This is a genomic window from Butyrivibrio sp. XB500-5, from assembly GCF_003625505.1.
Lineage (GTDB): Bacteria > Bacillota > Clostridia > Lachnospirales > Lachnospiraceae > Butyrivibrio.
This window is the reverse complement of the sequence record NZ_RAIS01000001.1, coordinates 952,686-979,108: the sequence shown is the minus strand read 5'-3', so window position 1 is coordinate 979,108 and position 26,423 is coordinate 952,686. Positions and strand designations below refer to the sequence as shown.

The window sequence follows — 26,423 nt, the reverse complement described above, 5'->3', positions numbered from 1 at the left end:
TTTTTTAGAATCAAAGTATTGACAGAAGAAAATAAGAGTAGTAAAGTTACTACGACGAGCATAGTACAGCTATCGTACTACGTGTAACATTGTAATAGAGGAAACTGATGAAATGAAAAAACTTGTAGTAATAAAGGATGTAAGCAAGATATACAATCCCGGAGAAAATGAAGTAAGGGCACTGAATCATGTGAGCCTTACGATAGGTGAGAGGGAGTTCGTAGCTATTATCGGTCAGTCGGGTTCAGGTAAGTCTACACTTATGAACATGCTTGGATGTCTCGATACACCGACCAGCGGTAAATATTATCTCCACGGACAGGATGTATCACATATGACTGACGATGAACAATCGGATATCAGAAACAAAGAGATCGGATTCATCTTCCAGGGATTCAACCTGATACAGTCTCTTACGGCTCTTGAAAACGTTGAGCTTCCTCTTATTTACAGAGGGGTCGGCAAGAAAGAGAGAGACAGACTTGCAAACGCAGCGCTTAACAGCGTAGGTCTAGAAAAGAGAAAGACTCACAAACCTAACGAAATGTCAGGTGGACAGCAGCAGAGAGTTGCGATAGCAAGAGCGATCGCGCAGGCACCTCCGATACTGCTTGCGGATGAGCCTACGGGTAACCTGGACTCGGCATCGAGTAAAGAGATCATGAAGATCATCAAGAGACTTTACTCTGAGGGCAGAACGGTCATCATCATCACACATGATCCCGGTATCGCCCAGCAGGCAAAACGAATTATTACTATCTCTGACGGAATGATAAAGAGTGACATTATAAATCCGGATTACAAAGAAGATTGATTTAAGGGAGTGGAAAACGAAATGGCAGAAAACAAGGACTTAAAGAAAGACGTGGAGTTAAAAGAGGAAGAAAAAGAAACTACTCCCGTCGTTGAAAACAAGAATGAGATCAAAGAGACAACGGGCAATTCCGTTGAGATCTATGATGAAGACGATGATTTTGAGGTAGAAGAAGTTAAGAAGCCCAAGAAAAAATTAAAGAAAAAATGGATAGTACTCGGCATAGTGGCTCTTCTTCTTGTCTTTTTCATCGGCAGAGCTTTCCTTGCAGGCAAGAGTGCAGGTTTGCCTGTAGAGACAGTTGACGTGGCAAACGGAACGATTGAGAATATTCTTTCTGTTTCCGGAACGGTTGAAAGTGCTGATTCCAAGAGCTACTTTGCGGATGTAAACGCACCTGTCGATCAGCTCAATGTAAAGATCGGAGACAAGGTTACATCCGGAGATGTGCTTTACACATATGATGCGGCACAGCTTGATCTTGCGGAAAAGAATGCTCAGCTTGCGATCAAGCAGGCCAAGGGTAATTACAGTGCGCTTTACGCAGGCCCGGCAGCCGCCGACAGAGATTATGCTCAGGGTATGAATTCTCAGCAGATCAACGAGAGACTTGATGCCATCACGGCAGAGATGGACGCTCTTGATGACAAGATTCAGGAAAAGACAAACAGAATGAATCAGACTCTTTCTGATCTTAATAAGACTATGCTTGATGTAAACCAGAACGGTATTGCCGACGGAACGGCTGAGACTTACCTTGACGGTAATGACGAATACATCACAAGAAGAGAAAATGACGACAACGACAGTGATGTTTCGGAGGGCAACAAGCAGATGTCACTTGCACTTCAGGAGTCCATTATTGAAGTACAGGATGCTCTTAAAAATGATCCCGAGATTCAGGGATGGCAGAAACAAAAGACAACTCTTGCTGAGGAGCAGGCTCATCTTTCAAGTGCCAAGGCCGCTCAGGTAAACGGCGGAACAGCTACAGCTACCAAGGCTTCCATGGAGTCAACACAGCTCACACAGGAAGATACGATTGCAAAGATCCAGGAAGCAAAGGATGGCGTTAAGGCTGATTTCAACGGCGTTGTAACAGAGGTAGAGGTAGTTGAAGGCGCAACAGTTGCACCCGGAACAAAGATGATCACACTTGCAAATCTTGATGATGTGCAGGTTGATGTGAAGGTATCAAAGTCAGACCTTCCCAAGATTTCTGTCGGACAGAAGGTTGATATTACAATAAACGGCAAGGCTTATAACGGAGAGATCACACAGATCTCAGGCTCAGCTACTAAGAATGACAACGGCGTAGCGGTTGTAGATACAACAATTAAGGTTACTAATCCCGATAAGGACATTATCCTCGGCGTGGAAGCAAGCAATAAGATTCATGCTGAAAAGGCAGAGAACACTATAGTTCTTCCTTACGAGTATGTGCTTACCGATGCCGATGGCGACTATGTATATGTACTTGAGAACGGCGTTGCTACAAGAAAAAATGTTAAGATCGGTATTTCTACAAGCACAGAGGCTCAGATTGTTGAAGGCCTTTCTGTGAACGACAAAGTAATTACAACAAATCTTGAAACGCTCACTGACGGAATGCCGGTTGTAGCTATGGAAATGTGATAATGGGAACTGTCAAAGAATATTTAAAAAGTGCAATAAATCAGATGAAGCATAACGGTTACAGAACCTTTATGACGATGCTCGGTATTATTATCGGTATTGCGGCCGTTATCACGGTTGTTTCGCTCGGAAAAGGTATGACTGATTATGTAAACGGTGAGATCAACGGAATTGTCGGTAACTACGGTTATGTTGTTATCGATTCAAGTAAGACCACCGAGCTTTTTACCCCTGATGATATCAGACTTCTTGAAGAATCCGTATCGGATCTTAAGGGTGTATCTCCTTACTTTGACGAAACGACTGCAAGAGCAAAGGGGCCAAGAGGAACATATCAGGCCGATGTGATCGGGGGAACGGAAGCTGTAGAGCTTGCTGTCAGCAGCAAGGTTTACAAGGGACAGTATTTTACAAGGCAGATGGTGGAAACGGGACAGAAAGTGTGCATCATGATGAAGAATGATGCAAAACACTTATTTGGTACCGAGGAATGCCTCGGCAATGTGGTTGAAATTACTATAGCAGGTAAAACTGCGGAATATACTGTTATAGGTCTCCGAGAAGATATAAACAGCGAAATGATAAATACATTTGCCGGAGATATGGATTATTATGCCACAATAGAGACTCCGTATACAGCATTTGCTTCGGATTTCGGATACGATATCGATAAACTGAACATGTTCCTGATCTTTGCGGATCAGGATGTTCTTCAAAAGAAAGTAAAAGAATGCGCGAAGGTACTTGAGAATGCACATGGACTGCGTGGAGCCAACGCTCTTTGGTCATACAGTATGGCGGATATGTCTGAAGAGATCAATACGGTCCTTGGCGGTGCGTCAACATTTTTGATATGGGTAGCGGTTATATCGCTTGTAGTTGGCGGAATCGGAATCATGAATATCATGTTGGTATCGGTAACAGAGAGAACAAGAGAAATAGGAATTCGAAAGTCAATCGGAGCAAGAACCGGAGCTATAACGGCACAGTTTTTGTCTGAGGCTGCGGTTTTAACTCTTTCCGGCGGTGTTATAGGTATCATTGTCGGAATAGGATTATCGTTTGTAGTTTGTTCGTTACTACACTTTAAGCTGATAATAACTCCCGGTTCGGTTCTGGGAGCAACACTTATTTCGGTTGGTATCGGTCTTGGATTTGGAATATATCCTGCCAGAAAAGCAGCCAAAATGAAACCTATAGATGCATTGAGAGTATAAAGTATGGGAGTAATAAGAGAATATTTAAAAAGTGCGATTTCAAGTATACGAAACAATAAGGGTAGATCTCTTTTGACCATGCTTGGAATCATAATAGGAATAGCCGCCGTGCTTGCAGTCCTCGTGATTGGTGACGGACTTAGGGCTGCGGTTACCGGAGAAATGTCTGCGCTTGAGGTTGCTACGATAAATGTCTCACTTGATGTAGCAAAAACGGATAAGTGCTTTACTCCGGAAAATATGGAAGCTATAGAGCGCAATATGAGTTGCATTTACGGACTTAGTCCGTCGGTTTCCTTATACGGAAACGGAAAAGGAACAAAGAAAACTTACAATCTTTCTTTTTCCGGTGGAAGTGATGCACTTTCCGAGAATGGACAGAACAAGATTCTGTACGGAAGGTATTTCACGCGTGATGATGTAAATGCAGCCAATTATGTCTGTGTTATATCACAAGTTTCTGCAATGAAACTATTCGGATATGAAAATGCGGTAGGTGAGACGATAGAGATTACCAACGGTGATATTACCAAGGATTTCACGGTTGTAGGTATAAGAGAAAACACATCAATGGATGAGTCTTATGCAGAGGGAGATGATCCTTCTTTGCAGGGCGATGTTCCATATACAACGGTGGCGCTTGCTTATAACAAAGATGTAAATACCATGTTTACCAAAGTGACTGCATATATGCACAAGGACAACAAGGATGAAGCCGCTGCCAAGATGAAGAGCGTTGTTGAAAACGTGCTTGGAATAAGAGGCGAAAGTGCGGTAAAGGTTGATGCATCATCCGGAATGGATTCAACAAGCGATACGATTCTTAATGTCGTAACCGCAGTAGTTGCTTTGATCGCTTCAATATCTCTTTTGGTCGGCGGTATAGGTGTTATGAACATCATGACCGTATCGGTTACCGAGAGAACAAGAGAGATCGGTATCAGAAAATCTCTCGGAGCAAGGACTTCTTCGATTCTTACGCAGTTCCTTGCGGAAGCGGCTATACTTACTTTTCTTGGTGGAATAATAGGTATTATATTGGGACTTACTTTAGCGAGAATAGCATGTGCAATGGTAGACTTCCCATATACTGTTAATCCGGTATTGGTGATCGTTGTTGTGTTTATATCAACGGGAATCGGATTGTTCTTCGGAATATATCCTGCAAAGAGAGCTGCCAAGCTCGATCCCATCGAGGCTCTAAGAGCCGAGTAATAAATTAGTTTTCCTTCCAAATAATTGTTTCAAATACATGTGTGTGCGCAGGGGCTGCCCTTTATGGGTGGTCCCTGTGTCGTTGTATTCCAAACATTGGGGTAGAATATCATTTTTTTATTAATTACCACAAGATATTGTTAACAAAGTCGTATCATGTCTCATTTTATGGTATACTATTGTAGATATATTATGACATTTTTGGGGTGAATCGTGAGAGAAATAGTAGACAGACTACTACAGGGAAAATTTGAATATGAAGAAAAGAGCCTGGATTTCTCAACTCCTCGTATAGAACTTTCTATGAGTCCGGGTGATATCACCGAGGGCTCTTTTACCATCTTTGGACCTGAAAACAGGCTTGTTGACGGCACTGTCAGTTCAACGGATATCAGGATGGAAGTTCTTACAAAAGCATTTTCCGGCTCACCTTATGAGGTTTCTTATAGATTCAGCGCTGTAGGACTGAGCAGCGGCGATGTCCTTCAGGGTGATTTTCGTATTGTTTCCAATCAGGGAGAGTATGTACTCCCTTTTGTAGTCACCGTAAGGCATGAGCAGATTGTTTCAAGCCTCGGTGATATCAAGAATCTTTTCCACTTTGCAAATCTTGCCAAGACAGATTGGGAAGAGGCCGTTAATCTCTTTTATTCGGATGAGTTTCTTTCCGTATTGAAGGGGAACGACGATCAGTATGAGAGTCTCTACAGGGGCTTATCCGCGTCTCCCGGTAACGAGCAGAATGTCGAAGAGTTCCTTATTTCGATCAACAAGAAGCAACCCATGGCTTTTCTTTTTGACCAGAAAGAGCTTGTTATTGATTTTACGGGAATATTCCATGACAACAGTATTCTTATAACGCGCAACGGCTGGGGCTACAGTAAGCTGTTTGCTAAGCCTGAGTGCGATTTTATCATGCTCGATAAATACGATATTTCCGAGGATGATTTTACCGGCAGCACATGTCATATCAAGGTAAGACTACGTCCCGATAAGATTCATGAAGGCAATAATTTCGGCAAGATCGTTTTTTATAATGCTTTTTCAAGCACATCCATTCCGGTAACCGTATCGGTGAATGTTACGGGCAAGCATCCTACCGCTGATTATCAGGAGAAAAAGAAACTGATAGTTCAGCTTATTAAGGTATATGAGAATTTCAGATGTAAAAAGATATCGTCTAAGGCGTGGCTTTCCGAGACGGGTAAAGTGATCGCACGCATGAACGCGGTCGATGAAAAAGACCTTGCGTTTAGGCTTTACACGGCGCAGTACTATATCACCGCCGGAAGAGTAAATGAGGGCAAATGGATACTCGATCAGCTTGCAAGAGAAGTTGAGGATGCACCCGGAGATGAGCTTTACAGCTATTACCTGTACCTTTCTTCTTTGTGCAGTAAAGAGGACAGCTATGTCAACGATATTTCCGACAGGCTTGAAGGTATATACAGAAGGAACAAGGATAACTGGCGCATAGCTTGGCTTTTACAATATGTTTCCGAAGAATCCGCGATGAGCGGCTCAAGAAAGTGGATGATGCTCAGCGAGCAGTTTTCATACGGATGCACGAGTCCGATACTCTACCTTGAGGCGATGAATCTTTTGAATGATTCGCCTTCTATTTTGACGCGTCTTGAAGATCAGGAGCTGTGCATACTTGAATACGGCGCCAAAAAGCAGATGATAAGTCTTAATCTTATCGATCAGATAGTTTATTTGTCGGCAAGAGTAAGAAATTATGATAAGAGACTCTTTAGGATACTTAAGTCCTGCTATGAGATCAAGCAGGGAGATGACGTGCTTGAGGCTATCGTAGCTCTTTTGATCAAGGGCGGTGAAAACGGCAAGTACACGTTTGAGTGGTACAGAAAGGGTGTCGAGAGAGAGCTTCGTATCACTAGGCTGTATGAGTACTATATGATGTCCATTTATACCGATGAGAACGGACTGCTTCCTTGCGACATCAACAAGATGGTTCTTATGTATTTCTCATATCAGAGCGATCTTGAATATGATAAGAATGCGATCCTTTACAGATATATTCATGAGAGAAGAGATGAGTATCCTGAGCTTTACGATGCTTATGTTCCTCAGATCGAGAAGTATCTCATGGCACAGCTTGATAAGGGCAGAGTCGGCAAGGATCTGGGCTATCTGTACAAGAACCTTATCACCAAGCAGATGGTGGATGCCGCGAATGCATCCAAGGTTTTGACTGCGCTCTATACTTGCGAGATCACGGTTGAGGATCCCAAGATATGCGGCGTTTTGGTCGTATATGATAAGTGCGAAAAAGAGATGAGATATCCCGTTACAAACGGACGTGCATATGTGCCGCTGTACGGAAGCGATTATACGGTCCTTTTGATAGATCATGATGACAACAGATATGCCAAGAGCATTCCTTATAACAATGTAAAGATGATGCTTCCGGGCAAGATAGCGGGTTACGCCATTCCGTATATTCAAAAGGGAAAAGAAAACCTGGATCTGTTCCTGTGCGATCTTGGCAAAAACGCTTACACGATCGACATGGACAATGTCGGAAGATACAGAGATCTTGCGGAGTCGGAGCTTGTGCGTAAATCTTGCAGAAATGAGATCCGCAATAATCTTATCAGATTTTATTATGAGAATGATTTTACGAGGCAGCTCACTGAATATCTTGTGGATATAGATCCGACAGATATGACCGCCAAGGAAAGAAATGAGCTTATAGAGCTTATGGTAATGGGCGGTTTGTACGAGAAAGCACTTGAGTGGATCCTTGTGTACGGTTGCTATGGCATTGATGCAAAGATCATCCTTCGCATGTGCGGAAGGCTTCTTGACAGAGATATGTATCCCCCCGAGGGTGATGCGATAGAGGTTGCGCATTATTCGTTTGTAAACGGCAAATATGATGAGCAGCTTTTGATCTATCTTGTAAGGTTCTTCTCCGGAACACTCAAGGAGATGAGAGATATCTGGAAAGCCGCCGAGGCATTCGGAATAGATACATACACGCTCTGTGAAAAGATGATCGTGCAAATGCTCTACTGCGGATCCTATATAGGAGAGCGCACGGAGATATTCAGGTCATATGTTCAAAACGGCGCCAACACTGAGGTTGAGATGGCATTTCTTGCACAGAATGCTTACGACAGTTTTGTGCACGGCAATATCACCGATGTATATATATTTGACAGGACAGAGGTGCTTGCGATTCAGAATGCTCCGCTTCAGGATATTTGCAAGCTTGCATATCTAAGATATTATGCTGCGGAAAAGAGCTCCGAAGAGAGCGTCAATCCGGATGTAGCGGAGATGTTCCTTAAGGATCTTTCGACAAAGGGAATCTATTTTCCTTTTTATCAGGAGTATGCGGATATCATTCCGGATATGGTTTCCTTTAGCGACAAGACCATGCTTGAGTATAGGACTGCTCCGGGTACGCGTTGCACTGTCCACTACAGACTTGCGACAGAGGATGACAACGAATACCATTCACTTGCAATGCAGGAGATGTATGACGGAATCTATGTAACTGCGTTTGTTCTTTTCTTTGGTGAGCAGCTGCAGTACTACATTACGGAAGAAAAGCCTGACGATGAGGATGCTCTTACAGAGAGCGGAACCATCCAGAAGAGCGATATAGTTAAGAGTCAGACCGGAATGAGCAGATACAATCTGATCAACGACATTATGATCGGAGAGACTTTGCAGGATTATGACACTGTAGATAAGCTGCTTTCCGAATATCATAAGAAGAACTATATGTGCAATAAGTTGTTTGGACCGCTTCAAAGCGAGTCTTTTACAGAATAAATAATAAGGGATAAAAAGATGCTTTTTGGAAATTCCGATGAAAAGCGCTTTGTGCTCGGCTATGACTTGGGCGAGAAGGTCTCTCAGATAAGTTTTTTGGCATCTGATGCGGACATGCCCGAGACACTGTCGGTACTGGCGGGATCAGAACTTTATAACATTCCTACCGTCCTTTGCAAAAGAAATGACGTCAACCAGTGGTTTTACGGCAAAGAGGCTGTTCGTCACATTGAGGAGGGAGACGGTATTCCCGTTTACTCTCTTGTGAGCAGTGCAAGGGAAGGTAAACCTGTGGTTGTCGGCAATGCGGAGTATGACCCGATAGCTCTTTTAACTCTGTTTGTAAAAAGAAGCTTATCGCTTCTGTCCATGGAATTGTCACTTGATAACGTCGATGCGATCATGTTTACCACAAGATCTCTCGATCACAGAATGATACAGGTTCTAAATGCGGTGACTTCTGCGCTTGAACTTAAAACGAACAATATTTATTACCAGAGCCACGAAGAGAGTTTTTACAATTACATGTTATATCAGCCCGACGATCTGATGAATCATTCGGTCATCGCATGTGACTATGATCTTGATGAGCTGCATGTGTATGAGATGGCGATCAATAGGAACACAACTCCTCTGGTTGCTACAATAGACGTTAAAAGCTTTGACGACCTCAAGATAGGAAGTGCGGGATTTCCCAAGGATGTGACCGCTTATCATAAAACATGTGAAAAGCTTGATGATGAATTCCTTACCGTAATGCAGAAGGTTTGCAGTGAAAAGATCATCTCTACGGTATTTCTTTTGGGCGACGGCTTCAGAGAAAAGTGGCCAAAGCGTTCACTTGAGTTTTTGTGCAGGACAAGGCGTGTGTTCCAGGGCAACAACATGTTCAGCAAGGGTGCGAGCATCGCTGCGAGAGAGAGGATAAAACCCGGAGATAAGGCTTCCAAGATAGTTTTCCTTGGGGAAGATAAGCTTAAGTCCAATCTCGGAATACATCTTTTGAAATGCGGAACTGAAGTGTATTGTGCGATCCTTGATGCAGGTATCAACTGGTACGAAGCTCAGACAGGCATGGATATCATAATGGATCAGAGCGGTATCCTGAATATAGAAGTCACACCGCTTACGGGTAAGAAACCGAGAATGGTTCAGCTGTATCTGGACGGACTTGAGAACAGACCGATCGGAACAACAAGGCTAAGGCTCTCCGTAAACATGAATTCCGTTAATGAAGTGAATATTAAGGTTACGGATATGGGATTCGGAGAGATTTATCCCGCGACCGGAAAAGTCTGGGAGCAGGTTGTGGAACTGTAAATACAGTTGCTTACACTTTGATGCGGGCAACTTAAGAGAGGTTATTTATATGACTAAACCGATTCTATGCATCGGAACATATGCAGAAAATCCATATCATATAGAAAAAGTGGGCAGAAATGTCTACTGCATAGAAGAGCTGTGCTACTGCCTCGTTCACAATGCTTTTTTGATAGACGAAGAGTGCTTTGTTCAGGATCTTTTTGACTGGATAGAAAAAGAGTGTTCTTTGGTCAGACTGGCCGATGAACTTAGGAGCATGGCGGCTAAGAGATGCTCCCTTGCTTCACTTGTGGGGACACTTCTTGATTATGTCGGATACAATACCCGCAAAGAGATCGATGAGACCGAGGAGATTCTTAGAGAGAACGCCGGAATGGATATATATAGGAAGAAGCTTGCAAGAGCGGATTTCCTTATGAACAGCGGAAGATACAATATGGCCTTTCGCGAGTATGAATTTCTTTTGACCAATATGCCTGAGATGGATCGCAATATGAGAGCGGGCATTGAGCACAACGAAGGCGTTATGTACGCAAGGCTGTTTCTTTTCGACAAGGCAAAAGATATGTTCATGAGGGCATATGAGGACAGCGGCAACAAGGAGTCTTATATCCAGTATCTGATGGCTGTCAGAATGGAGTATGACGATAAGGAGTATGTTGCATATATCGCAGAGAACGAAGTTGCTTACGAGGCTTCGCTTGAGATAGAAAAGAGGCTTAAGGAGAGCGAAGAGCTCTACGGCGCGAGCGGCGACAATATCACAATGAGAGCGCTTTCCGTATATAAAGCGGAAGGAAACATGCATGAGTATTACACTCAGGTCGGAGAGATGACCGAGAAGCTAAAGGCTGATTACAGGGGACTTGTAAAAGAGACTGCCGCAGCTGTAAGGTGAGCTTTTATCGATACGTGATATATCGCCTTGGAAGAGGTATTTGAGGGGACTTAAGATGGGACTTTGGAACAAGTTTTTTGGAAGTAACAGAGACGAAGAGTGGGAGCAACAAGCTGAACTCGAGAATTGGAACGACATCGTCTATACAAGAAAAGAAGTTGATATGGACGATCCGGTTCAGCGAAGAGAGTATATCGGAAGCTGCCTTCAGCAGATGGAGGAGGCTTCAAGAGAACTGGAAGCTCTTGAGTATGAATATAACGATGTCACAAGCCATCTTCGAGACATCGAGGAAATCGATGCGCTTCCGCCGGAACAGAGGGCGGAGATCAACGACTGTGCGCAGAAGATCTTGGATTCTCTTAAGCAACAGGATAAGTTCGACAGAAGAAAGAACCGTATGACGGACGATGAGTTCGAGCATATGGAGATGCTTAGGGAACAAGCTAAGGAGGGAGCGGAGAAACTCCATGAAGCCGAAAGCTTCCAAAAGAAGATAAGAAACGATCTTAAAAGACTCGACGGTGAGCATGAGGCTTATCTGTACAGAGAGGAAGAGATCGAGAATACAATAGAAAATTCCAAGAAGCTGATAAGCGTTATAGCCGTGTCGCTTGCTTTTGTCATCGTCTTTTTGATGATACTTCAGTTTGCTTTTAAGCTTAATGTTGTATATGGCTATATGATAGCAATCTTACTGAGCGCGGTGTCCGCAGTTTCTTTATATATGAAGTATACCGGTGCGCTTGTTGAGCAAAAGACTGTAAGAAAGTCGATTTCAAGACTTATCATGCTGCAGAATCAGGTAAAGATAAGATACGTAAACAACACAAACCTGATAGATTATCTGTGCCTTAAGTACAGAGTAATGAATTCGGGTGAGCTTTCGGATCTTTATAACAGATACCTCAAGGAGAGAAAAGAGAGGGAGAGGATCGAGGATGCCAGAAGGCTGCTTGATTCAAACCAAAGAGATCTTGTGTATATGCTAAGGCATTACAGAGTGCGTGATCCCGAGATCTGGATACATCAGCCGCAAGCTCTTTTGGACCATAATGAAGAGGTAGAGATAAGGCACAGTCTCAATGTTCAGAGACAATCGCTTAGAAAGAGAATGGAGTACAACAGGGATATCGTCGCAGGCAATGCCAAGAGCGAGGTTGAGGATATGGCTCGCCAATATCCCGAGTATGCACAGGAAATTTTGGACATGGTATCCCGCTATGAGGATAAATATCCGGGCGTATAACTTATGATTGCCTCAGACACCGTATGATGATAAAATGTTCGGTGTTTGAGGTATTTCTTTTTTGTAGCATTTAGGAGAACAAATGAATTACGAAGGTAGGACTGAGAATTACAAGCGTCTTGGTGAGGAGTGCGGAGTTTTTGGTATGTATGATTTTGACGGCGGCGACGTCGCGGGATCTATTTACTACGGACTTGTTTCCTTGCAACACAGAGGACAGGAGAGTTGCGGAATTGCTGTCAGCGACACAAACGGACCTAAGGGCAAAGTTTCAAGTTACAAGGACATGGGACTTGTGAATGAAGCCTTTACGCCGGATATTTTAGATACCCTGAAAGGGGATATTGGTGTCGGACATGTCAGATATTCTACAGCAGGCAGCAGTACGCGTGAAAACGCACAGCCGCTTGTTCTTAACTATGTAAAAGGTACTTTGGCGCTCGCGCACAACGGTAACCTTATCAATGCACCGGAGCTACGTCATGAGCTTTCTTATACCGGTGCGATCTTTCAAACAACCATTGATTCTGAAGTAATTGCATATCACATAGCCAGAGAGCGCCTTGCGACCAAGTCGGTTGAGGAAGCTGTTGCAAAAGCTATGCTTAAGATAAAGGGTGCATACAGCCTTGTTATCATGTCCCCCAGAAAGCTCATCGGAGCCAGAGATCCTTACGGCTTTAAGCCACTTGTTATCGGTAGAAGAGAGAACTGCTATGTTCTTGCGTCGGAGACATGTGCGCTTGATACGATAGGAGCTACATTCATAAGAGACGTAGAACCCGGTGAGATCGTTACCATTTCTCCCGAGTTTGGCATTCAGTCAGACAGATCGATGTGCATAGATCCCAAGAAGCACGCAAGATGTATATTTGAGTATATTTATTTTGCAAGACCCGACAGCACCATCGACGGTATCAGCGTATATGATGCCAGGATCGCAGCCGGAAGATTCCTTGCCAAGGATTCACCGGTTGATGCGGATATGGTAGTCGGCGTACCGGAGTCCGGTAACGTTGCGGCTTTAGGATATGCGCTTGAATCCGGAATCCCATACGGACAGGCCTTCGTAAAGAATTCATATATAGGAAGAACATTCATAAAACCCAAGCAAAAGAACAGAGAATCAAGTGTTCAGGTTAAGCTAAATGCACTTGAGAGCGCTGTTGCCGGTAAGAAGATCATAATGATCGACGATTCGATCGTAAGGGGAACAACCTCCGACAGGATCGTGAGGATGCTCAGAGATGCAGGTGCCAAAGAAGTTCACATGAGAGTTTCTTCACCTCCGTTCTTGTGGCCTTGCTACTTCGGAACCGACGTTCCGGCAAGAGAGCAGCTTATTGCTTATAACAGGAACGTTGATGATATCTGCAAGATAATCGGTGCTGATTCACTTGCTTATCTTGGAATAGACAGATTAAAAGAGATGATAGGCGGCGATCTCGGTATCTGTGAGGGCTGCTTTACAGGCTCTTACCCGATAGATCCGCCAAGCGAAGATATCCGCGGAGAATATGATAAGTAAATTAAAATAAACAGTTTTTTGGAGGATTAAAATGAGTACAGATCGTTATACAAGCCCACTTTCCGAGCGTTATGCAAGTAAAGAGATGCAATATATCTTTTCACAGGATATGAAGTTCAAGACCTGGAGAAAGCTCTGGATCGCACTTGCGGAGATCGAGAAAGACCTCGGTCTTAACATCACACAGGAGCAGATCGATGAGCTCAAGGCTCACAGCGAGGACATCAATTACGATGTTGCAAGAGCAAGAGAGAAGGAAGTTCGTCACGATGTAATGAGCCACGTATATGCATACGGTCAGCAGTGCCCCAAGGCTAAGGGAATCATCCACCTCGGTGCAACAAGCTGCTACGTTGGTGACAACACAGACATCATTATCATGACAGAAGGACTTAAGCTTGTAAGAAAGAAGCTCATAAACGTTATCGCAGAGCTTTCTAAGTTTGCCGACAAGTATAAGGCACAGCCCACACTCGGCTTTACTCATTTCCAGCCTGCTCAGCCTACAACTGTAGGTAAAAGAGCTACACTCTGGCTTCAGGATTTCACAATAGATCTTGAGGACCTCGATTATGTTCTTGATAACATGAAGCTTCTCGGATCAAAGGGAACAACAGGAACTCAGGCATCTTTCCTTGAGCTCTTTGACGGAGATCTTACCAAGGTTGACAAACTCGATCCCATGCTTGCCGAAAAGCTTGGATTCAAGGGATGTATGGCAGTTTCAGGACAGACCTACAGCCGTAAGATCGATATGAAGGTACTTAACGTACTTGCCGGAATTGCTTCATCTGCGACCAAGATGGCGCAGGATATCAGACTTCTTCAGCACCTTAAGGAAGTTGAAGAGCCTTTTGAAAAGAGCCAGATCGGTTCATCCGCGATGGCATATAAGAGAAATCCCATGAGAAGTGAACGTATCTGCTCTCTTGCAAGATACGTGATAATAGATACACTCAACCCCGCAATTACAGAGGTTTCACAGTGGTTTGAGAGAACTCTCGACGATTCCGCAAACAAAAGAATTTCAATTCCCGAAGGATTCCTTGCAACGGATGGCATACTTGATCTGTGTATTAATGTAGTGGATGGTCTTGTTGTATATCCTAAGGTTATTGAAAAGAGATTGATGTCGGAACTTCCTTTCATGGCTACTGAGAATATCATGATGGATGCCGTAAAAGCGGGCGGAGATAGGCAGGAGCTTCACGAGAGGATTCGTGAGCTTTCAATGGAAGCCGGCAAGACAGTCAAGGTTGAAGGAAAAGACAATAACCTCCTTGAACTCATCGCAGAAGACCCCTCTTTCCCTCTTTCCCTCGATGAGCTCAAGGCGTCTATGGACCCTGCCAAGTATGTCGGATGTAGTGCACATCAGGTTGAGAAATTCTTAAACGATGTTGTCAATCCAATCATAGAGGCGAACAAAGACGCTCTGGGAGTAACAGCAGAGATCAACGTTTGATGCCTTATTAAGGAGCGAGTATGAAAATAATCGATATTATCAGGGAAAAGGAAGTGACTCTTTCGTTTGAGGTTTTCCCACCAAAGACAGATGCAGGTTATGCAGCTGTCGAAGAAGCTGCAGCCGAGATAGCGGCCCTTAAGCCTGACTTCATGAGCGTGACTTACGGAGCGGGCGGCGGAACAAGTAAGAATACCGCTAACATATCGGCAGATCTTCAGAATAAATATGGCGTCAACGTTCTCTCACATCTTACCTGCGTTTCGTCAACAAAGGAAGATGTGAGGTCCATGATTTCTACATATAAGGAAAAGGGTATTGAGAACATCATGGCACTTAGAGGAGACATTCCCAAGGAAGGTCGTGTCTGCTATGATTACGACCATGCGACACAGCTCATCTATGATATCAAGTCTGTAGATGATAGCCTTTGTATCGGCGGTGCTTGCTATCCCGAGGGACATGTTGAGTGTGCAAGACAGTCTGAGGACATTATGCACCTTAAGGAAAAGGTGGAAGCAGGCTGTGATTTCCTTACAACACAGATGTTTTTTGACAATTCTACTCTTTATCAGTTCCTGTATCGTATAAGGGAGAAGGGTATCGATGTTCCGGTTCTTCCCGGTATCATGCCGATCACCAATGCCAAGCAGGTCGCAAGAAGCGTAGCTTTGTCGGGATCCACGATTCCGCAGAAGATGAAGATCATGGTCGACAGATTTGCGGACAACCCTGAGAAGATGAAGGAAGCAGGCATTATATATGCTTGTGATCAGATAATAGATCTTATTTCAAACGGAGTAAGCCACATTCATGTTTACTCAATGAACAAACCGGATATAGCAGCCGGAATGATGCGTAATCTTGCGTCTATTATACGTTAATGTTTGGAGGAAAGAGTTATGGAGATTAACGAACAGCAAAGCAACATAACTTCCGAGGATTTCAACTATTCCCAGGAGGTTATAAAGAAACTTTCAGATTACTTTGAGGCAAAAGTTGTTGGACAGAAACAGCTTAAGTTCTCTCTTATTGCGTCCATTATCGCAGATGGACACATTCTTATCGAGTCTGTTCCCGGACTTGCCAAGACAACTGCAGCCAAGGCTATTTCCGATGCCGTAGACGGACAGTTTGCACGTATACAGTGTACACCGGATCTTTTACCCGGTGATATCATCGGAACTCAGATATACAATCAGGCGACATGCAAATTCGAGACTATGCTCGGTCCCGTATTTGCAAACTTTGTGCTTCTTGACGAGGTTAACCGTTCAAGTGCCAAGACACAGTCAGCCATGCTTGAGGCCATGCAGGAGAAGCAGGTTACCATCGGCGGAAAGACTTATCGTATGCCGGAAGATATTTTCATAGTAATTGCTACACAGAACCCTATAGAGCAGGAAGGAACATATCCTCTTTCCGAAGCTCAGACCGACAGATTCCTGGTAAAAGAGGTTATCTCATATCCCACAGCAGCTGAGGAGGTTGAGATCTTAAGCCGTATTGAGACAGGCGCGATCTCAGAGTCAACACCTGCGGTTCTTTCAATCAAAGATATCGATAAGGTGCAGGATATCGTCGATCAGGTTTATGTGGATGAGTCGGTTAAGTGGTACATTTCAAGTATTGTTGTTGCCAGCAGAAGAGCCAATCAGATTCCGGGATTTGAGCTTGGAAGATATGTAAGGATCGGTGTAAGCCCGCGTGCTTCAATCGCTTTCCTTAAAATGGCCAAGGCAGCAGCACTTATGCAGGGAAGAACCTATGTTACACCCGATGATGTTAAGCTTGTAAGACATCAGGTGCTCAGACACAGAATCGGTCTTAATTACTCTGCTGTAGCCGACAATATCACTGTTGAAACTGTTATTGACGGAATCGTTAATTCCGTAAAGACTCCGTGATAAAGAAAAATTATGAATATTGATTACGAGTATTTATCCAGGATAAGAAGAGCGGTTGCTCTTTATACCAACAGAAAAACTTCAAATATTCTGGACGGCGATTTCCATTCGATCCACAAAGGAAGAAGCATGGAATTCGACGACCTCAAGGAATATAACTTGGGAGACGATGTTCACGATATAGACTGGAAGTCTTCTTCGAGAATGGGAACGACTCTTGTAAGAAGATACGTTACCGACAGGCGTCACAATGTTATGTTCATTTGCGACTGCGGTCGTAAGATGCTGGGAGACACTCCGAAAGGAGAATCCAAGAAGGAACTGGCACTTATGACCTTTGGTACGCTTGCCTATATTACAGGCAGAAACGGTGCCGATTTTGCGCTTGCGTATCCGGGCTCCGACAATATGTCCATCAGTATTTTTAAATCGGGGCCCGAACATTTGGAAGCGTTATTGTATGAGTATGAGAAGCATGTCGGAGACAACGGCGTAGTTTCGCTCGAAGATGCGCTTAAGAACGTTATAAGTGTCGTACACAAGAAGATGATAATAGTTCTTATATCCGACATGGAAGGCATCGCAAGTATAAGTGGAAATGTGATGAGAGCCGTTACTTCGGAGCATGATCTTTTGGCATTCGGCATAGAAGATGCCATGCTCACGGGCGGCAATACATTTGATAACGATCTCGGAAAATATGAAAAGAGATTTCTTTCTTTTAATGACAGACTTCATAAGCTGGAGCTTGAAGAGAGAAATATGATATACGATATCGTATCCGACAACACCAAGCACAGCAGGGTGTCGATCGTCGGAATCTCTTCTCAGAGCGAGATAATAGATTCGTCGATAGTTTTGTTTGAAAGGTACAGACATGGAAACTACGGTTACATTAAGACCACCGTTTGAGTACAGCTGGTGGGTTGTTGCAATTGGCATAGCGCTTACGGCTCTGGGACTTTTTCTTTTGATAAGAGCTCTTTATAAGATCTTTTACAAGAAAAAGGAACCCAAGGCGGTTGAAGAACAAAAGCCGGCCGAGTATAAAAAGCCGATGCCTCAGCATCTTTTTATCATCAAAAAGAAATATATTGCCGGTATCAACAAGCTCAGAACTCAGTATGAAAAAGAGGAACTGGCAAAGAGAGATGCTTATCTTAAGCTTTCACTTATGATAAGAGGATATGTGCATGAGGCGACAGGTATCGATGTCGAGAAGAGCACACTTAATGATGTAAAGAAGATGGGAATCAGACATCTTGATAAGCTTATGGAAGAGTATTATGTGCCGGAGTTTGCTGAGGAAAACAGATCGGAGAACAGAGATTTTGTTACTTCGTGTAACACGGCAGTAGGGGTGATCAGAGAATGGAGCTGATGTATAAATGGATGATCGCGTTCGGAGTTGCAGTTATGGCAACCACGATCATTCTGGTAGTAAGCATTCAAAAAAAGAAAAAGACGGATTTTGAATCGGGAATCCGTGTTGCAAATACGTCTAAGATCAGATCCACCAAGCTTTATAAGTCGCTTTCAATGCAGTACAAAGTTTTCAGGATAGTGCTTGCCGCGGGACTTATAGGCAGTATGCTTTCGGCATTGGTTCTGGCAGCAAGACCTTACAGAAACGATGACATTATGAGCGGAGTTAAGAAGAGAGATATCATTCTTTGTCTCGATGTTTCTTATTCGCTCTATGATCTTAATTCGGAGTTCACGGATTATCTGAAAGGCGTTGTTCAGGGGCTTGAGGGCGACAGGATTGGTATCAGTATCTTCAATACTTCCACGGTCACATACGTTCCGCTTACGGACGATTATGATTATGTGCTTCAAAAGCTTGATGAACTCGGAGAGTATTTTGCTCTTCAAAAAGAGTACTGTGTGGACTTTGAAGAAAAGTACGGATATTACGGACAGATTCCCGAAAGTGAGCAGAAAAGATTTGACGAGCTTGTGGAAAAGCTCACGTATTTTGATGCGGGAACAACTTATAACAGTTATCTCAAGGGATCGTCACTCATAGGAGAAGGACTCGGCTCTGCGCTTTTTTCTTTTCCCTATATAGATGAACCCGACAGAACAAGAGTTATCATAATGTGTACCGACAATGAGCTCAATGATTACATGCCTCAGATCATGGATCTTGATGAGGCGGCAAAAGCATGTAAGAGCCACAAGGTTACGATTTTTGGTATTTATCCCAGCGAAGATAAATTCTATCTTCCGGACGAATATGACTATGAAGAGTGTTCTACGGAATTTAGGAGGGCAGTTGAGATGACGGGAGGTAAGTTCTACATCAGAACTCCCGAGCAGCCTGTATCTGAGATCGTTAAAGATATTCAGAAGCAGGAGGCAATGGTTGTCAAGCTCGTCATGGCCAGACAGCCCGTAGATATGCCCTATGTACCGTTTATTATTTGTTTGATTAGCCTTGCATTCTTTAGCTTGGCGGGATTGGTGTTGCAAAAATGAGTGTTCAACCTGTTTTACCTGTTTTGATATTGCTCTTAATACTGTCGGCACTTGCCACAGTCACCATATATGCCGCAGGAAAGAGTCATATCGACAAAAAAGAAAAGACGTTTACGATCATAAGGCTTACCCTGATATATCTTTTGGCGTTTATCGTGGGATTAAGACCTGTAATAAAAGACGATAAGTATGAGTTTACGACTAAGAACCTGGATGTTTTGTTTGTCATAGATACCACCATCAGTATGTGGGCACAGGACTATGACGGCAAGAATCCCAGGATCGACGGAGTCATCAAGGATGCCAAGTACATTGCGGATGAACTTGTCGGAAGCAATTTCGGACTAGTGACTTTTGACGATCAGGCTCATGTTATCTCGCCTTATACTCAGGATCTTAATTATGTTGAGAGCCTTATTGATACTTTGGCTCCGCCTGACAGTTCATATGCGATGGGAAGTGATATGTCCCTTCCTTACAAGGACATGGAGGCGCTGCTTCTTTCTTCTTCCAAGAAAGAGAACAGAAAGACCGTACTTGTATTTATAAGTGACGGAGAGATAACAAACGGCAATGAGCTTACTTCATACGAAGCGCTTAAACAGTACGTCGACGCAGGAGTTGTTCTTGGTTACGGAACGCGCGAAGGCGGCAAGATGAAACAAAGCGGTTACGGATATATTATCGATGAATCAACGGGAAAGCAGGCTCTCTCGATGATCGATGAGGATAATTTAAAGAATATCGCCAAGGATCTCGGACTTATTTATAACAATATGAATAACGGCAGGTCCGCACTTGAGAGCTCTATCCGTTATATCAAGGAATCGGCCAAGACGGTTGATGATCAGATGACGGGAGTCGAGAAGTACAGAGATATTTATTATATTTTTGCGGCAATGCTTGCATTGATGCTGCTTGTAGAAGCTTGCTTTGTTGTAAGAAGAGGGAGGTTATGATCATGAAAAAAACTCCTCTTAAATATATACTTATGATTGTTTTTTCCGTGCCGATACTGCTTTTGGCTATTTCGGTGATCGGAAGAGTTGCGATCAACCACAGCTTTGTAAAGGCATATGATGATTCCGTTTATAAGACGGAGAGCGAGAGTAAGCTTTTATATTTGAATTTCCCCGAGAGCTTTATTCCGTATTATAACCTCGGAAATGTGAGCTACGAGAGAAAAGAGTATCAGGCTGCGGTGGGATATTATAAGAAGGCGCTTACGCTTTATCCCGATGCTAAAAGAGAATGCTCTATAAGGATCAATCTGGCGCTCGCGCTTTGCAATACTATAGATTTTTACGATCTCGATACTCAGGAAAAGATCGATACGGCTATTTTTATCTTGAACATGGCAAGAGATACCCTTCTTGAAAACGGATGGGCTGTCGATGAAGGCGATGATTACAGAGATAAGGATGCTCAGCAGTTAAAAGAAGATATCGATAAGATGATCGAAAAGCTCAAGAATCCCGATCAGTCTTCATCAAGTGATGAACAGAACGATAAAAAGGACAATCAGGACGATCAGGATAACGGCAGTTCCGGCGGTGGCGGCGGAAGTAAAGAGAACAAGCAGAAAGAAAAGCTTGAGAACAATAAAAAAGGCGCAATGGAAGAACGCCGTAAAGAGCAGAAAGACTACGAGAACAATCAGAAAGATAAAGAGAACGACCAAAACGGCGGTGGTCAGGATCAGGACGGCGATGATCAGAACGATCAAAACAACGGAGACGATCAGCAGAATAACGGCGGTTCCGGCGATGAAGATCAGAATGATCAGCAGAATAACGGCGGTTCCGGCGATGAAGATCAGAATGATCAGGGCGGCGGAAATGATGATAAGCAAAATGGCGGCGGCTCCGGAGGCAATGATCAAAGCTTAGGCGGTTCAGGCGGCTCCGGTGGTGAATCTGAAGGTGATGTTTACATCAAACAGTGGTAAATTCAGGTAATTTTTTGACATTATGCAGGTAAAAGTTAGCTTTTACCTGCATTTTTTATGTTTTTTTGATGAAAAGTGCACACATTGCCACAAGATGATGTATAATAGAGGGTGAAAATACAGATATTTTGTATTTTTGATGATTCTATTTAATTAGAGTTTAATTTTTCTTTATGTGTTTGAAAGGGGAACATGTTATGAAAAAGAGATTATCGGCATTTTTAAGCGTGGCGCTTGCAATGCTAATGGCTGTGACCGGTGCATTCTTTATGCCTGTTAAGGCTGTTGCCGCAACCGAGATCACATTCGAGGGAAAAGCTACTGATAAGACTACAGCGGATACATTATATCTTCAGACATCCGGCGGTACTGTGGAGATCAAGGTTGATTCCAATACCGATACTTCTGAAGCTAAGTTTATCTTCAAGGGAGATAAAGTTACTGCAGAATGCTACAGAGGTGATGACGAGTATTGGCACGCTTCCAAGCTTAAAGGTGGCAATAAGTCGGAAAACGCCGACGTTGATAAGGGAAAGTCTTCCACAGTAAGAGGTAAGATAGCTAAGGGAACAACAAGTTCCAAGATCTATCTTAAGACGAACAGCGGAACCATGGAGATCAAGATCGATGAATCAACGGATCTTAGCAAAGTAAGATATCTGGTTCTTGATCAAAAAGTTGAAATCGTATGTGCAAGAGGAAGCGATGCATATATGCATGCAATCTCCGTAGCCAATTCGGAAGGCAACGGAAGCATGAGCACAATAAATGCAAAGGGAACCGAGATTTCCGGTAAGGTCGTTAAGGGAACAACAACTTCTAACCTTATACTTAAGACTTCAGACGGAACTAAAGAATATGTTCTTGATGTTGCAACTGATGCGACCGAGTGCAGAGTCCTTATTCCCGATGAGCATATTACAGCTTTTTATTACAAGGGTAAGGATGACAAAAATCATATCTCCAAGCTTATCAATGATGATGATTCTTGTGCATCCAAGGTTGAAACCGATTCAAATACCAATGCTGTGGTATCCGGACGTGTTACATCAGAGACTACAGAGGAGATATTGTTCCTTGAGTTAAGCAACGGAGTAATGCAGATCAAGCTTGATTCTTCAACAAACTTCTCGAGATGTCCCGTTATTGTTCACAACACTAACTTAAAGGTTGAGTGTGAGAGAGGTAATGACGGATACTATCATGCAAAGTCTATAATAGTAGGCTGATATGTTTTTGGGGGATAATTCAGAATAATTTGCTTATAAAGGAGAGAAAAAAGTGAGCAGACGTGGTAAAAAAAGTGCGGCAAGCACTTTAGCAGTGGTTTTGGGTGTTCTTATATTCTTAGGAATTGCGGTAGTAGGAGGAGCCTATTTTTTATTTTCAACTCAGGGCGAAACTACTGTAGGAAAGGTTGAAGATGCTTTCACGGAAGATGTAGATGATAGCGATGTCAGCGATTCCGATAGCAATAAGAAAGAAGATAAAGACAATACACCTAAGGCAGGAAAAAGCATTCAGGACGAGGTAGCCGAGATTGAGGCTAAAGCCAAGGAGCATGATGATAGCTTTAATTCAGAAAATGCCTCTCAGACTGATATGAACAATTTTGAGGTGGATGCTTTTAATATTTGGGATAATGAGCTTAATTCTCTTTGGGACAGACTTACTGAAGAAGTGGATGCTTCCAAGAAGGATGAGCTTGTAAAAGAACAAAAAGCATGGAATGCCGAGAAAGAGGCCAATTCTAAGGTTGCCGGATTATATGCTCTCGGCGGAACGATGCAGGCTATGCTCGAAGCCGGAGAGATGGAAGAGATGACACATGAGCGTGTCTATGTTCTTGCCGGATATCTGGCAGAGGCAAGAGGAGAGAGCTTCTCTGTTCCTGCTGAAGTGCAGAAGATATTTGATAACAGAAAGACCCTTGATCAGACATTTGAAGCTCTGTCAGGAGAGTGGATGTTTGATGAGAAAAGAGGGGCAGTTATCGGTGTACAGAGATCAAGCGAATGCGAGTACGGAATCCCCGATAGTAACTGGACCGTATGGATCACAGGCGGCGATATTATGAGCGATCTCGAAGTATACGGATACTGCGGCAGCTCAGAAACTATCGTGTTTAAGAAGGGATCCGAGTATTATAAGCTTGAAAAGGCTTTTGACGACGAGAATACATTGATCCTTTCATATGTAAGTTCTCTTGATGAAGAGTGTACAGATCCCATTTACGGAACTAAGGTTCAGTAAAGAATAGCAATAATAAAAGCTTCCCGAACAGTGTTTATACTGTAGGGAAGCTTTTTTATTTAGTATTTCTCAGGTTCGGGATAATCTACACCGAATGTCTCAACTGTAACGGTCTTCATAACCTGGTTGGTCACGGGACGATCGTTATAATCTGTATCTACTTCGGCAATCTTGTTAACTACATCCATTCCTTCAGTAACTTTACCGAATGCGGCGTAGTCACCGTCAAGATGAGGTGCATTCTTGTGCATGATAAAGAACTGAGAGCCTGCTGAGTTGGGCATCATTGATCTTGCCATTGAAAGAACGCCTTCTGTGTGCTTAAGATCATTCTTGAAGCCGTTTGAAGCAAATTCTCCCTTGATGCCATATCCGGGGCCACCCATTCCGGTTCCTTCGGGATCGCCGCCCTGAAGCATGAATCCGCGAATGACTCTGTGGAAGATGAGTCCGTCGTAGAAGTTCTTGTTGATAAGTGAAATAAAGTTATTAACGGTGTTGGGTGCAATCTCGGGATAGAGCTCTGCCTTGATTACATCGCCGTTTTCCATTGTGAATGTGACAATAGGATTCTGAGCCAATTTCTTTTCCTCCTGAATTCTTATTAACTTATACCTCGATAGTATATCATTTTTGACACTAAAAAACACACCCCTTTAGTTCGTTGGCTAAAGGGGTGTGCATAGAATCTTTTGAATAATTATCAGATGTTGACGAACTTCTTGGTACTTGTATTAAGTCTGTCGGTTACATCGTTATTGGTATCCATCGCTGTGCTGATACCTGTGATCTCATCAACGATATCCTGCGAATTGCCTGCGGACTGGTTGATCGCATCGGATGACTGATGAACAGAATCCGTGATCGATGAAACCGCCTCAGTCATCTCGTTCATAATAGCATTGAGCTGCTTGGTCTGATCAGAAATATGATCAAGCACATCGTTGATGAACGAAGCCGTTGATTCATACTTTTCGCCTGTATCAACGAATGAATCGTAATCGCTAAGAACTGTGGAATTGATGAAATCAAGCACGTGCATAGCGTTATCTGCAAGCGATTTAACCGCTGTTGTAACTTCATTACTGATAATCTGGATGTTTCCGGCTGTCTGTCTTGAATTCTCTGCAAGTGAACTGATCTCTTCAGCAACAACCGCAAATCCTTTTCCTGCTTCACCTGCTCTTGCAGCCTCGATGGAAGCGTTAAGAGCAAGGAGGTTGGTCTGTGATGCAATGTCGAGAATAACATTGGTAAGTTCACTGATCTGTGCAACTTTTTCACTGTCTTTAACCGACTGCTCGAGAACCTGTGAAAGAGTCTCCATCTTGTTACCGGTATTATCTTTCTTGGACTGAGCATCGTTCTTGATATCAACCGCTTCATTGCGGATCTCTTCGGCCTTGGAAACACCTTCGTTTACGCCGGAGTTGATATTGTTGGTTGCATTTCTTACCTCGTTAAGTCTTTGATCGATAGTTCCGGCTGTCTCGGATACGTTCTGCATACTTGCGGAAAGCTCTTCGAGAGCAGCGGATGTATTGGTAATATTGTCGCTTGCAAGGTGGATCTGTCTGGTCATGTTATCGGAAGATTCCGTAAGAACAACGGTACCGTCCTTGACCTCTTTAAGGATTCCCTGCAAGGTTTCGATAAAGTGGTTGAAACCGTTCTTTACATTTACCAGCTCAGAAGAGGTCTCTGTCTGTAAACGAACGGTAAGATCACCCTTGTCATTATTGATATCATCAATGATGTTATTGATTTCAGCGGCAATGGAATTAACCTTTTTACCGACTGTTCTATAGTTAATGAAAAGAGAGATTGCTATAGCAGCGATGTATATAAGAGTAACGATATTTACAAAAGCAAGAGCGCTGTTGGTGCTGGCAGAAACTTTAGCCTTACTTTCTGCCTGACCTTTTTTGATCTCTTCATCCATTATGGAAAGCTGTTCTTTAAGACCTGCCAGGTTTCCGGATGCTTCACCGTATACAACACTAACGATAGTATCAACATCGCCTTTTTCACCTGCTTCTATAACACGGGTGTATTCATCTCTGTATGGGGTATATAATGCCTGAATTTGCTTTGCGGCATCAAGACCTACGGTATTTCCGCTAAAACCGGAAATGACGGTGAAACCGCTTACCATGCCTTCGACGGCCGCATCCATTTCTGTAAGACAATTCTTCATTTCAGGGATCTTGGTCTCAAGCTGGCCCAGTCCTTTGATTGTTTCATACATGGAAGCCATGGCAAAACCGTCATTGTCGATGATACGCATATCTACTTCGAATACACGTATATCATCCATCAGACCTTCAATAAGCTCTGCCGAATCCTGTGCGGTACTGGACATGTTGTTCATCTGAACGATTACGGCTACGATCGTCAGGATAAACAAAAGAAGCAGAGCAACATAACTAATTACGTTCATTCCTGTAACTGTCTTGAAAAACGGGATTTTCTTTACTCTTGATTTCTCTTCCATATCAGCCTCTCTTTCGGAAATAACGACGCGTTATACTAAAATTATAACGTAATTACGAATCAAAACAATTGGCTTTCCGAAGAATTAAGAGCAATTTTCTAATTATTTTATACTTTTATGAAAATGGCTTTACAAGGCGAATTGGCTATGCTATAATTTCATTCGTTGGTGCGAAATGCACTGTTTATG

The 26,423-nt window shown here is 43.2% G+C and carries 21 protein-coding genes; 19 read left to right on the top strand and 2 right to left on the bottom strand.

The genetic code is table 11. From position 1 onward, the window contains the following. Positions 1–112 precede the first annotated feature (112 nt). From D6856_RS04460 to D6856_RS04370, 19 genes are all read left to right on the top strand, one after another. Complete coding sequence (locus D6856_RS04460) at positions 113–814, top strand: ABC transporter ATP-binding protein (protein WP_120655937.1); 702 nt, start codon at positions 113–115, stop codon at positions 812–814. Positions 815–835: 21 nt separating this feature from the next. After that, positions 836–2,449 (top strand): efflux RND transporter periplasmic adaptor subunit, encoded by a 1,614-nt coding sequence (locus tag D6856_RS04455; protein ID WP_120685893.1) that lies wholly within the window; start codon positions 836–838, stop codon positions 2,447–2,449. 2 nt (positions 2,450–2,451) lie between these two features. Continuing rightward, positions 2,452–3,666, top strand: a complete 1,215-nt coding sequence (locus D6856_RS04450) for an ABC transporter permease (protein WP_120685892.1) — start codon at positions 2,452–2,454, stop codon at positions 3,664–3,666. Between the two features lie 3 nt (positions 3,667–3,669). Continuing rightward, positions 3,670–4,881 (top strand): ABC transporter permease, encoded by a 1,212-nt coding sequence (locus D6856_RS04445; RefSeq protein ID WP_120685891.1) that lies wholly within the window; start codon positions 3,670–3,672, stop codon positions 4,879–4,881. A 213-nt stretch (positions 4,882–5,094) separates the two neighbouring features. Continuing rightward, positions 5,095–8,688 carry a DUF5717 family protein gene (locus tag D6856_RS04440; protein ID WP_120685890.1) on the top strand — a complete coding sequence of 1,198 codons (3,594 nt, stop codon included), beginning with the start codon at positions 5,095–5,097 and terminating at the stop codon, positions 8,686–8,688. A gap of 18 nt (positions 8,689–8,706) precedes the next feature. Further along, positions 8,707–10,008, top strand: coding sequence for a DUF5716 family protein (locus D6856_RS04435; RefSeq protein WP_120685889.1), 1,302 nt, complete (start codon positions 8,707–8,709; stop codon positions 10,006–10,008). A 49-nt stretch (positions 10,009–10,057) separates the two neighbouring features. Further along, positions 10,058–10,909 carry a hypothetical protein gene (locus tag D6856_RS04430; RefSeq protein WP_120685888.1) on the top strand — a complete coding sequence of 284 codons (852 nt, stop codon included), beginning with the start codon at positions 10,058–10,060 and terminating at the stop codon, positions 10,907–10,909. Between the two features lie 55 nt (positions 10,910–10,964). Further along, the gene (locus D6856_RS04425) at positions 10,965–12,158 is read left to right on the top strand and encodes a hypothetical protein (RefSeq protein WP_092248193.1); all 1,194 of its coding nucleotides are present in this window, start codon (positions 10,965–10,967) and stop codon (positions 12,156–12,158) included. A gap of 82 nt (positions 12,159–12,240) precedes the next feature. Beyond that, on the top strand, positions 12,241–13,686 hold the full coding sequence (purF, locus tag D6856_RS04420) for an amidophosphoribosyltransferase (protein ID WP_120685887.1): 1,446 nt from the start codon (positions 12,241–12,243) through the stop codon (positions 13,684–13,686). A gap of 31 nt (positions 13,687–13,717) precedes the next feature. Continuing rightward, a complete protein-coding gene (purB, locus tag D6856_RS04415) occupies positions 13,718–15,151 on the top strand; it encodes an adenylosuccinate lyase (RefSeq protein WP_092248187.1) in 1,434 nt (477 codons plus the stop codon). Between the two features lie 20 nt (positions 15,152–15,171). Beyond that, positions 15,172–16,035 (top strand): methylenetetrahydrofolate reductase [NAD(P)H], encoded by an 864-nt coding sequence (gene metF / locus D6856_RS04410; protein ID WP_092248184.1) that lies wholly within the window; start codon positions 15,172–15,174, stop codon positions 16,033–16,035. Positions 16,036–16,053: 18 nt separating this feature from the next. Further along, on the top strand, positions 16,054–17,058 hold the full coding sequence (locus D6856_RS04405) for an AAA family ATPase (RefSeq protein ID WP_120685886.1): 1,005 nt from the start codon (positions 16,054–16,056) through the stop codon (positions 17,056–17,058). Positions 17,059–17,070: 12 nt separating this feature from the next. Next, positions 17,071–17,970: a DUF58 domain-containing protein gene (locus tag D6856_RS04400; RefSeq protein WP_120685885.1), complete on the top strand. Its 900-nt coding sequence runs from the start codon at positions 17,071–17,073 to the stop codon at positions 17,968–17,970. Continuing rightward, on the top strand, positions 17,936–18,439 hold the full coding sequence (locus D6856_RS04395) for a hypothetical protein (RefSeq protein WP_120685884.1): 504 nt from the start codon (positions 17,936–17,938) through the stop codon (positions 18,437–18,439). The genes D6856_RS04400 and D6856_RS04395 overlap by 35 nt, the downstream gene beginning before the upstream one ends. After that, positions 18,430–19,539 (top strand): hypothetical protein, encoded by a 1,110-nt coding sequence (locus D6856_RS04390; RefSeq protein WP_143104502.1) that lies wholly within the window; start codon positions 18,430–18,432, stop codon positions 19,537–19,539. Before D6856_RS04395 ends, D6856_RS04390 begins: the two co-directional genes overlap by 10 nt. After that, complete coding sequence (locus D6856_RS04385; RefSeq protein WP_120685883.1) at positions 19,536–20,498, top strand: vWA domain-containing protein; 963 nt, start codon at positions 19,536–19,538, stop codon at positions 20,496–20,498. Before D6856_RS04390 ends, D6856_RS04385 begins: the two co-directional genes overlap by 4 nt. Positions 20,499–20,500: 2 nt before the next feature. After that, positions 20,501–21,487 (top strand): tetratricopeptide repeat protein, encoded by a 987-nt coding sequence (locus tag D6856_RS04380; RefSeq protein ID WP_158588824.1) that lies wholly within the window; start codon positions 20,501–20,503, stop codon positions 21,485–21,487. 197 nt (positions 21,488–21,684) lie between these two features. Further along, complete coding sequence (locus tag D6856_RS04375; protein ID WP_120685881.1) at positions 21,685–22,716, top strand: hypothetical protein; 1,032 nt, start codon at positions 21,685–21,687, stop codon at positions 22,714–22,716. Positions 22,717–22,768: 52 nt separating this feature from the next. Continuing rightward, positions 22,769–23,740: a lysozyme inhibitor LprI family protein gene (locus D6856_RS04370; RefSeq protein ID WP_120685880.1), complete on the top strand. Its 972-nt coding sequence runs from the start codon at positions 22,769–22,771 to the stop codon at positions 23,738–23,740. 59 nt (positions 23,741–23,799) lie between these two features. Here the strand turns inward: D6856_RS04370 and D6856_RS04365 are convergent, their stop codons facing one another. Both D6856_RS04365 and D6856_RS04360 read right to left on the bottom strand, forming a co-directional pair. Continuing rightward, the gene (locus tag D6856_RS04365) at positions 23,800–24,291 is read right to left on the bottom strand and encodes a peptidylprolyl isomerase (protein ID WP_334295370.1); all 492 of its coding nucleotides are present in this window, start codon (positions 24,289–24,291) and stop codon (positions 23,800–23,802) included. A 152-nt stretch (positions 24,292–24,443) separates the two neighbouring features. After that, positions 24,444–26,234 carry a methyl-accepting chemotaxis protein gene (locus D6856_RS04360; RefSeq protein WP_120685878.1) on the bottom strand — a complete coding sequence of 597 codons (1,791 nt, stop codon included), beginning with the start codon at positions 26,232–26,234 and terminating at the stop codon, positions 24,444–24,446. Positions 26,235–26,423: the final 189 nt, after the last annotated feature.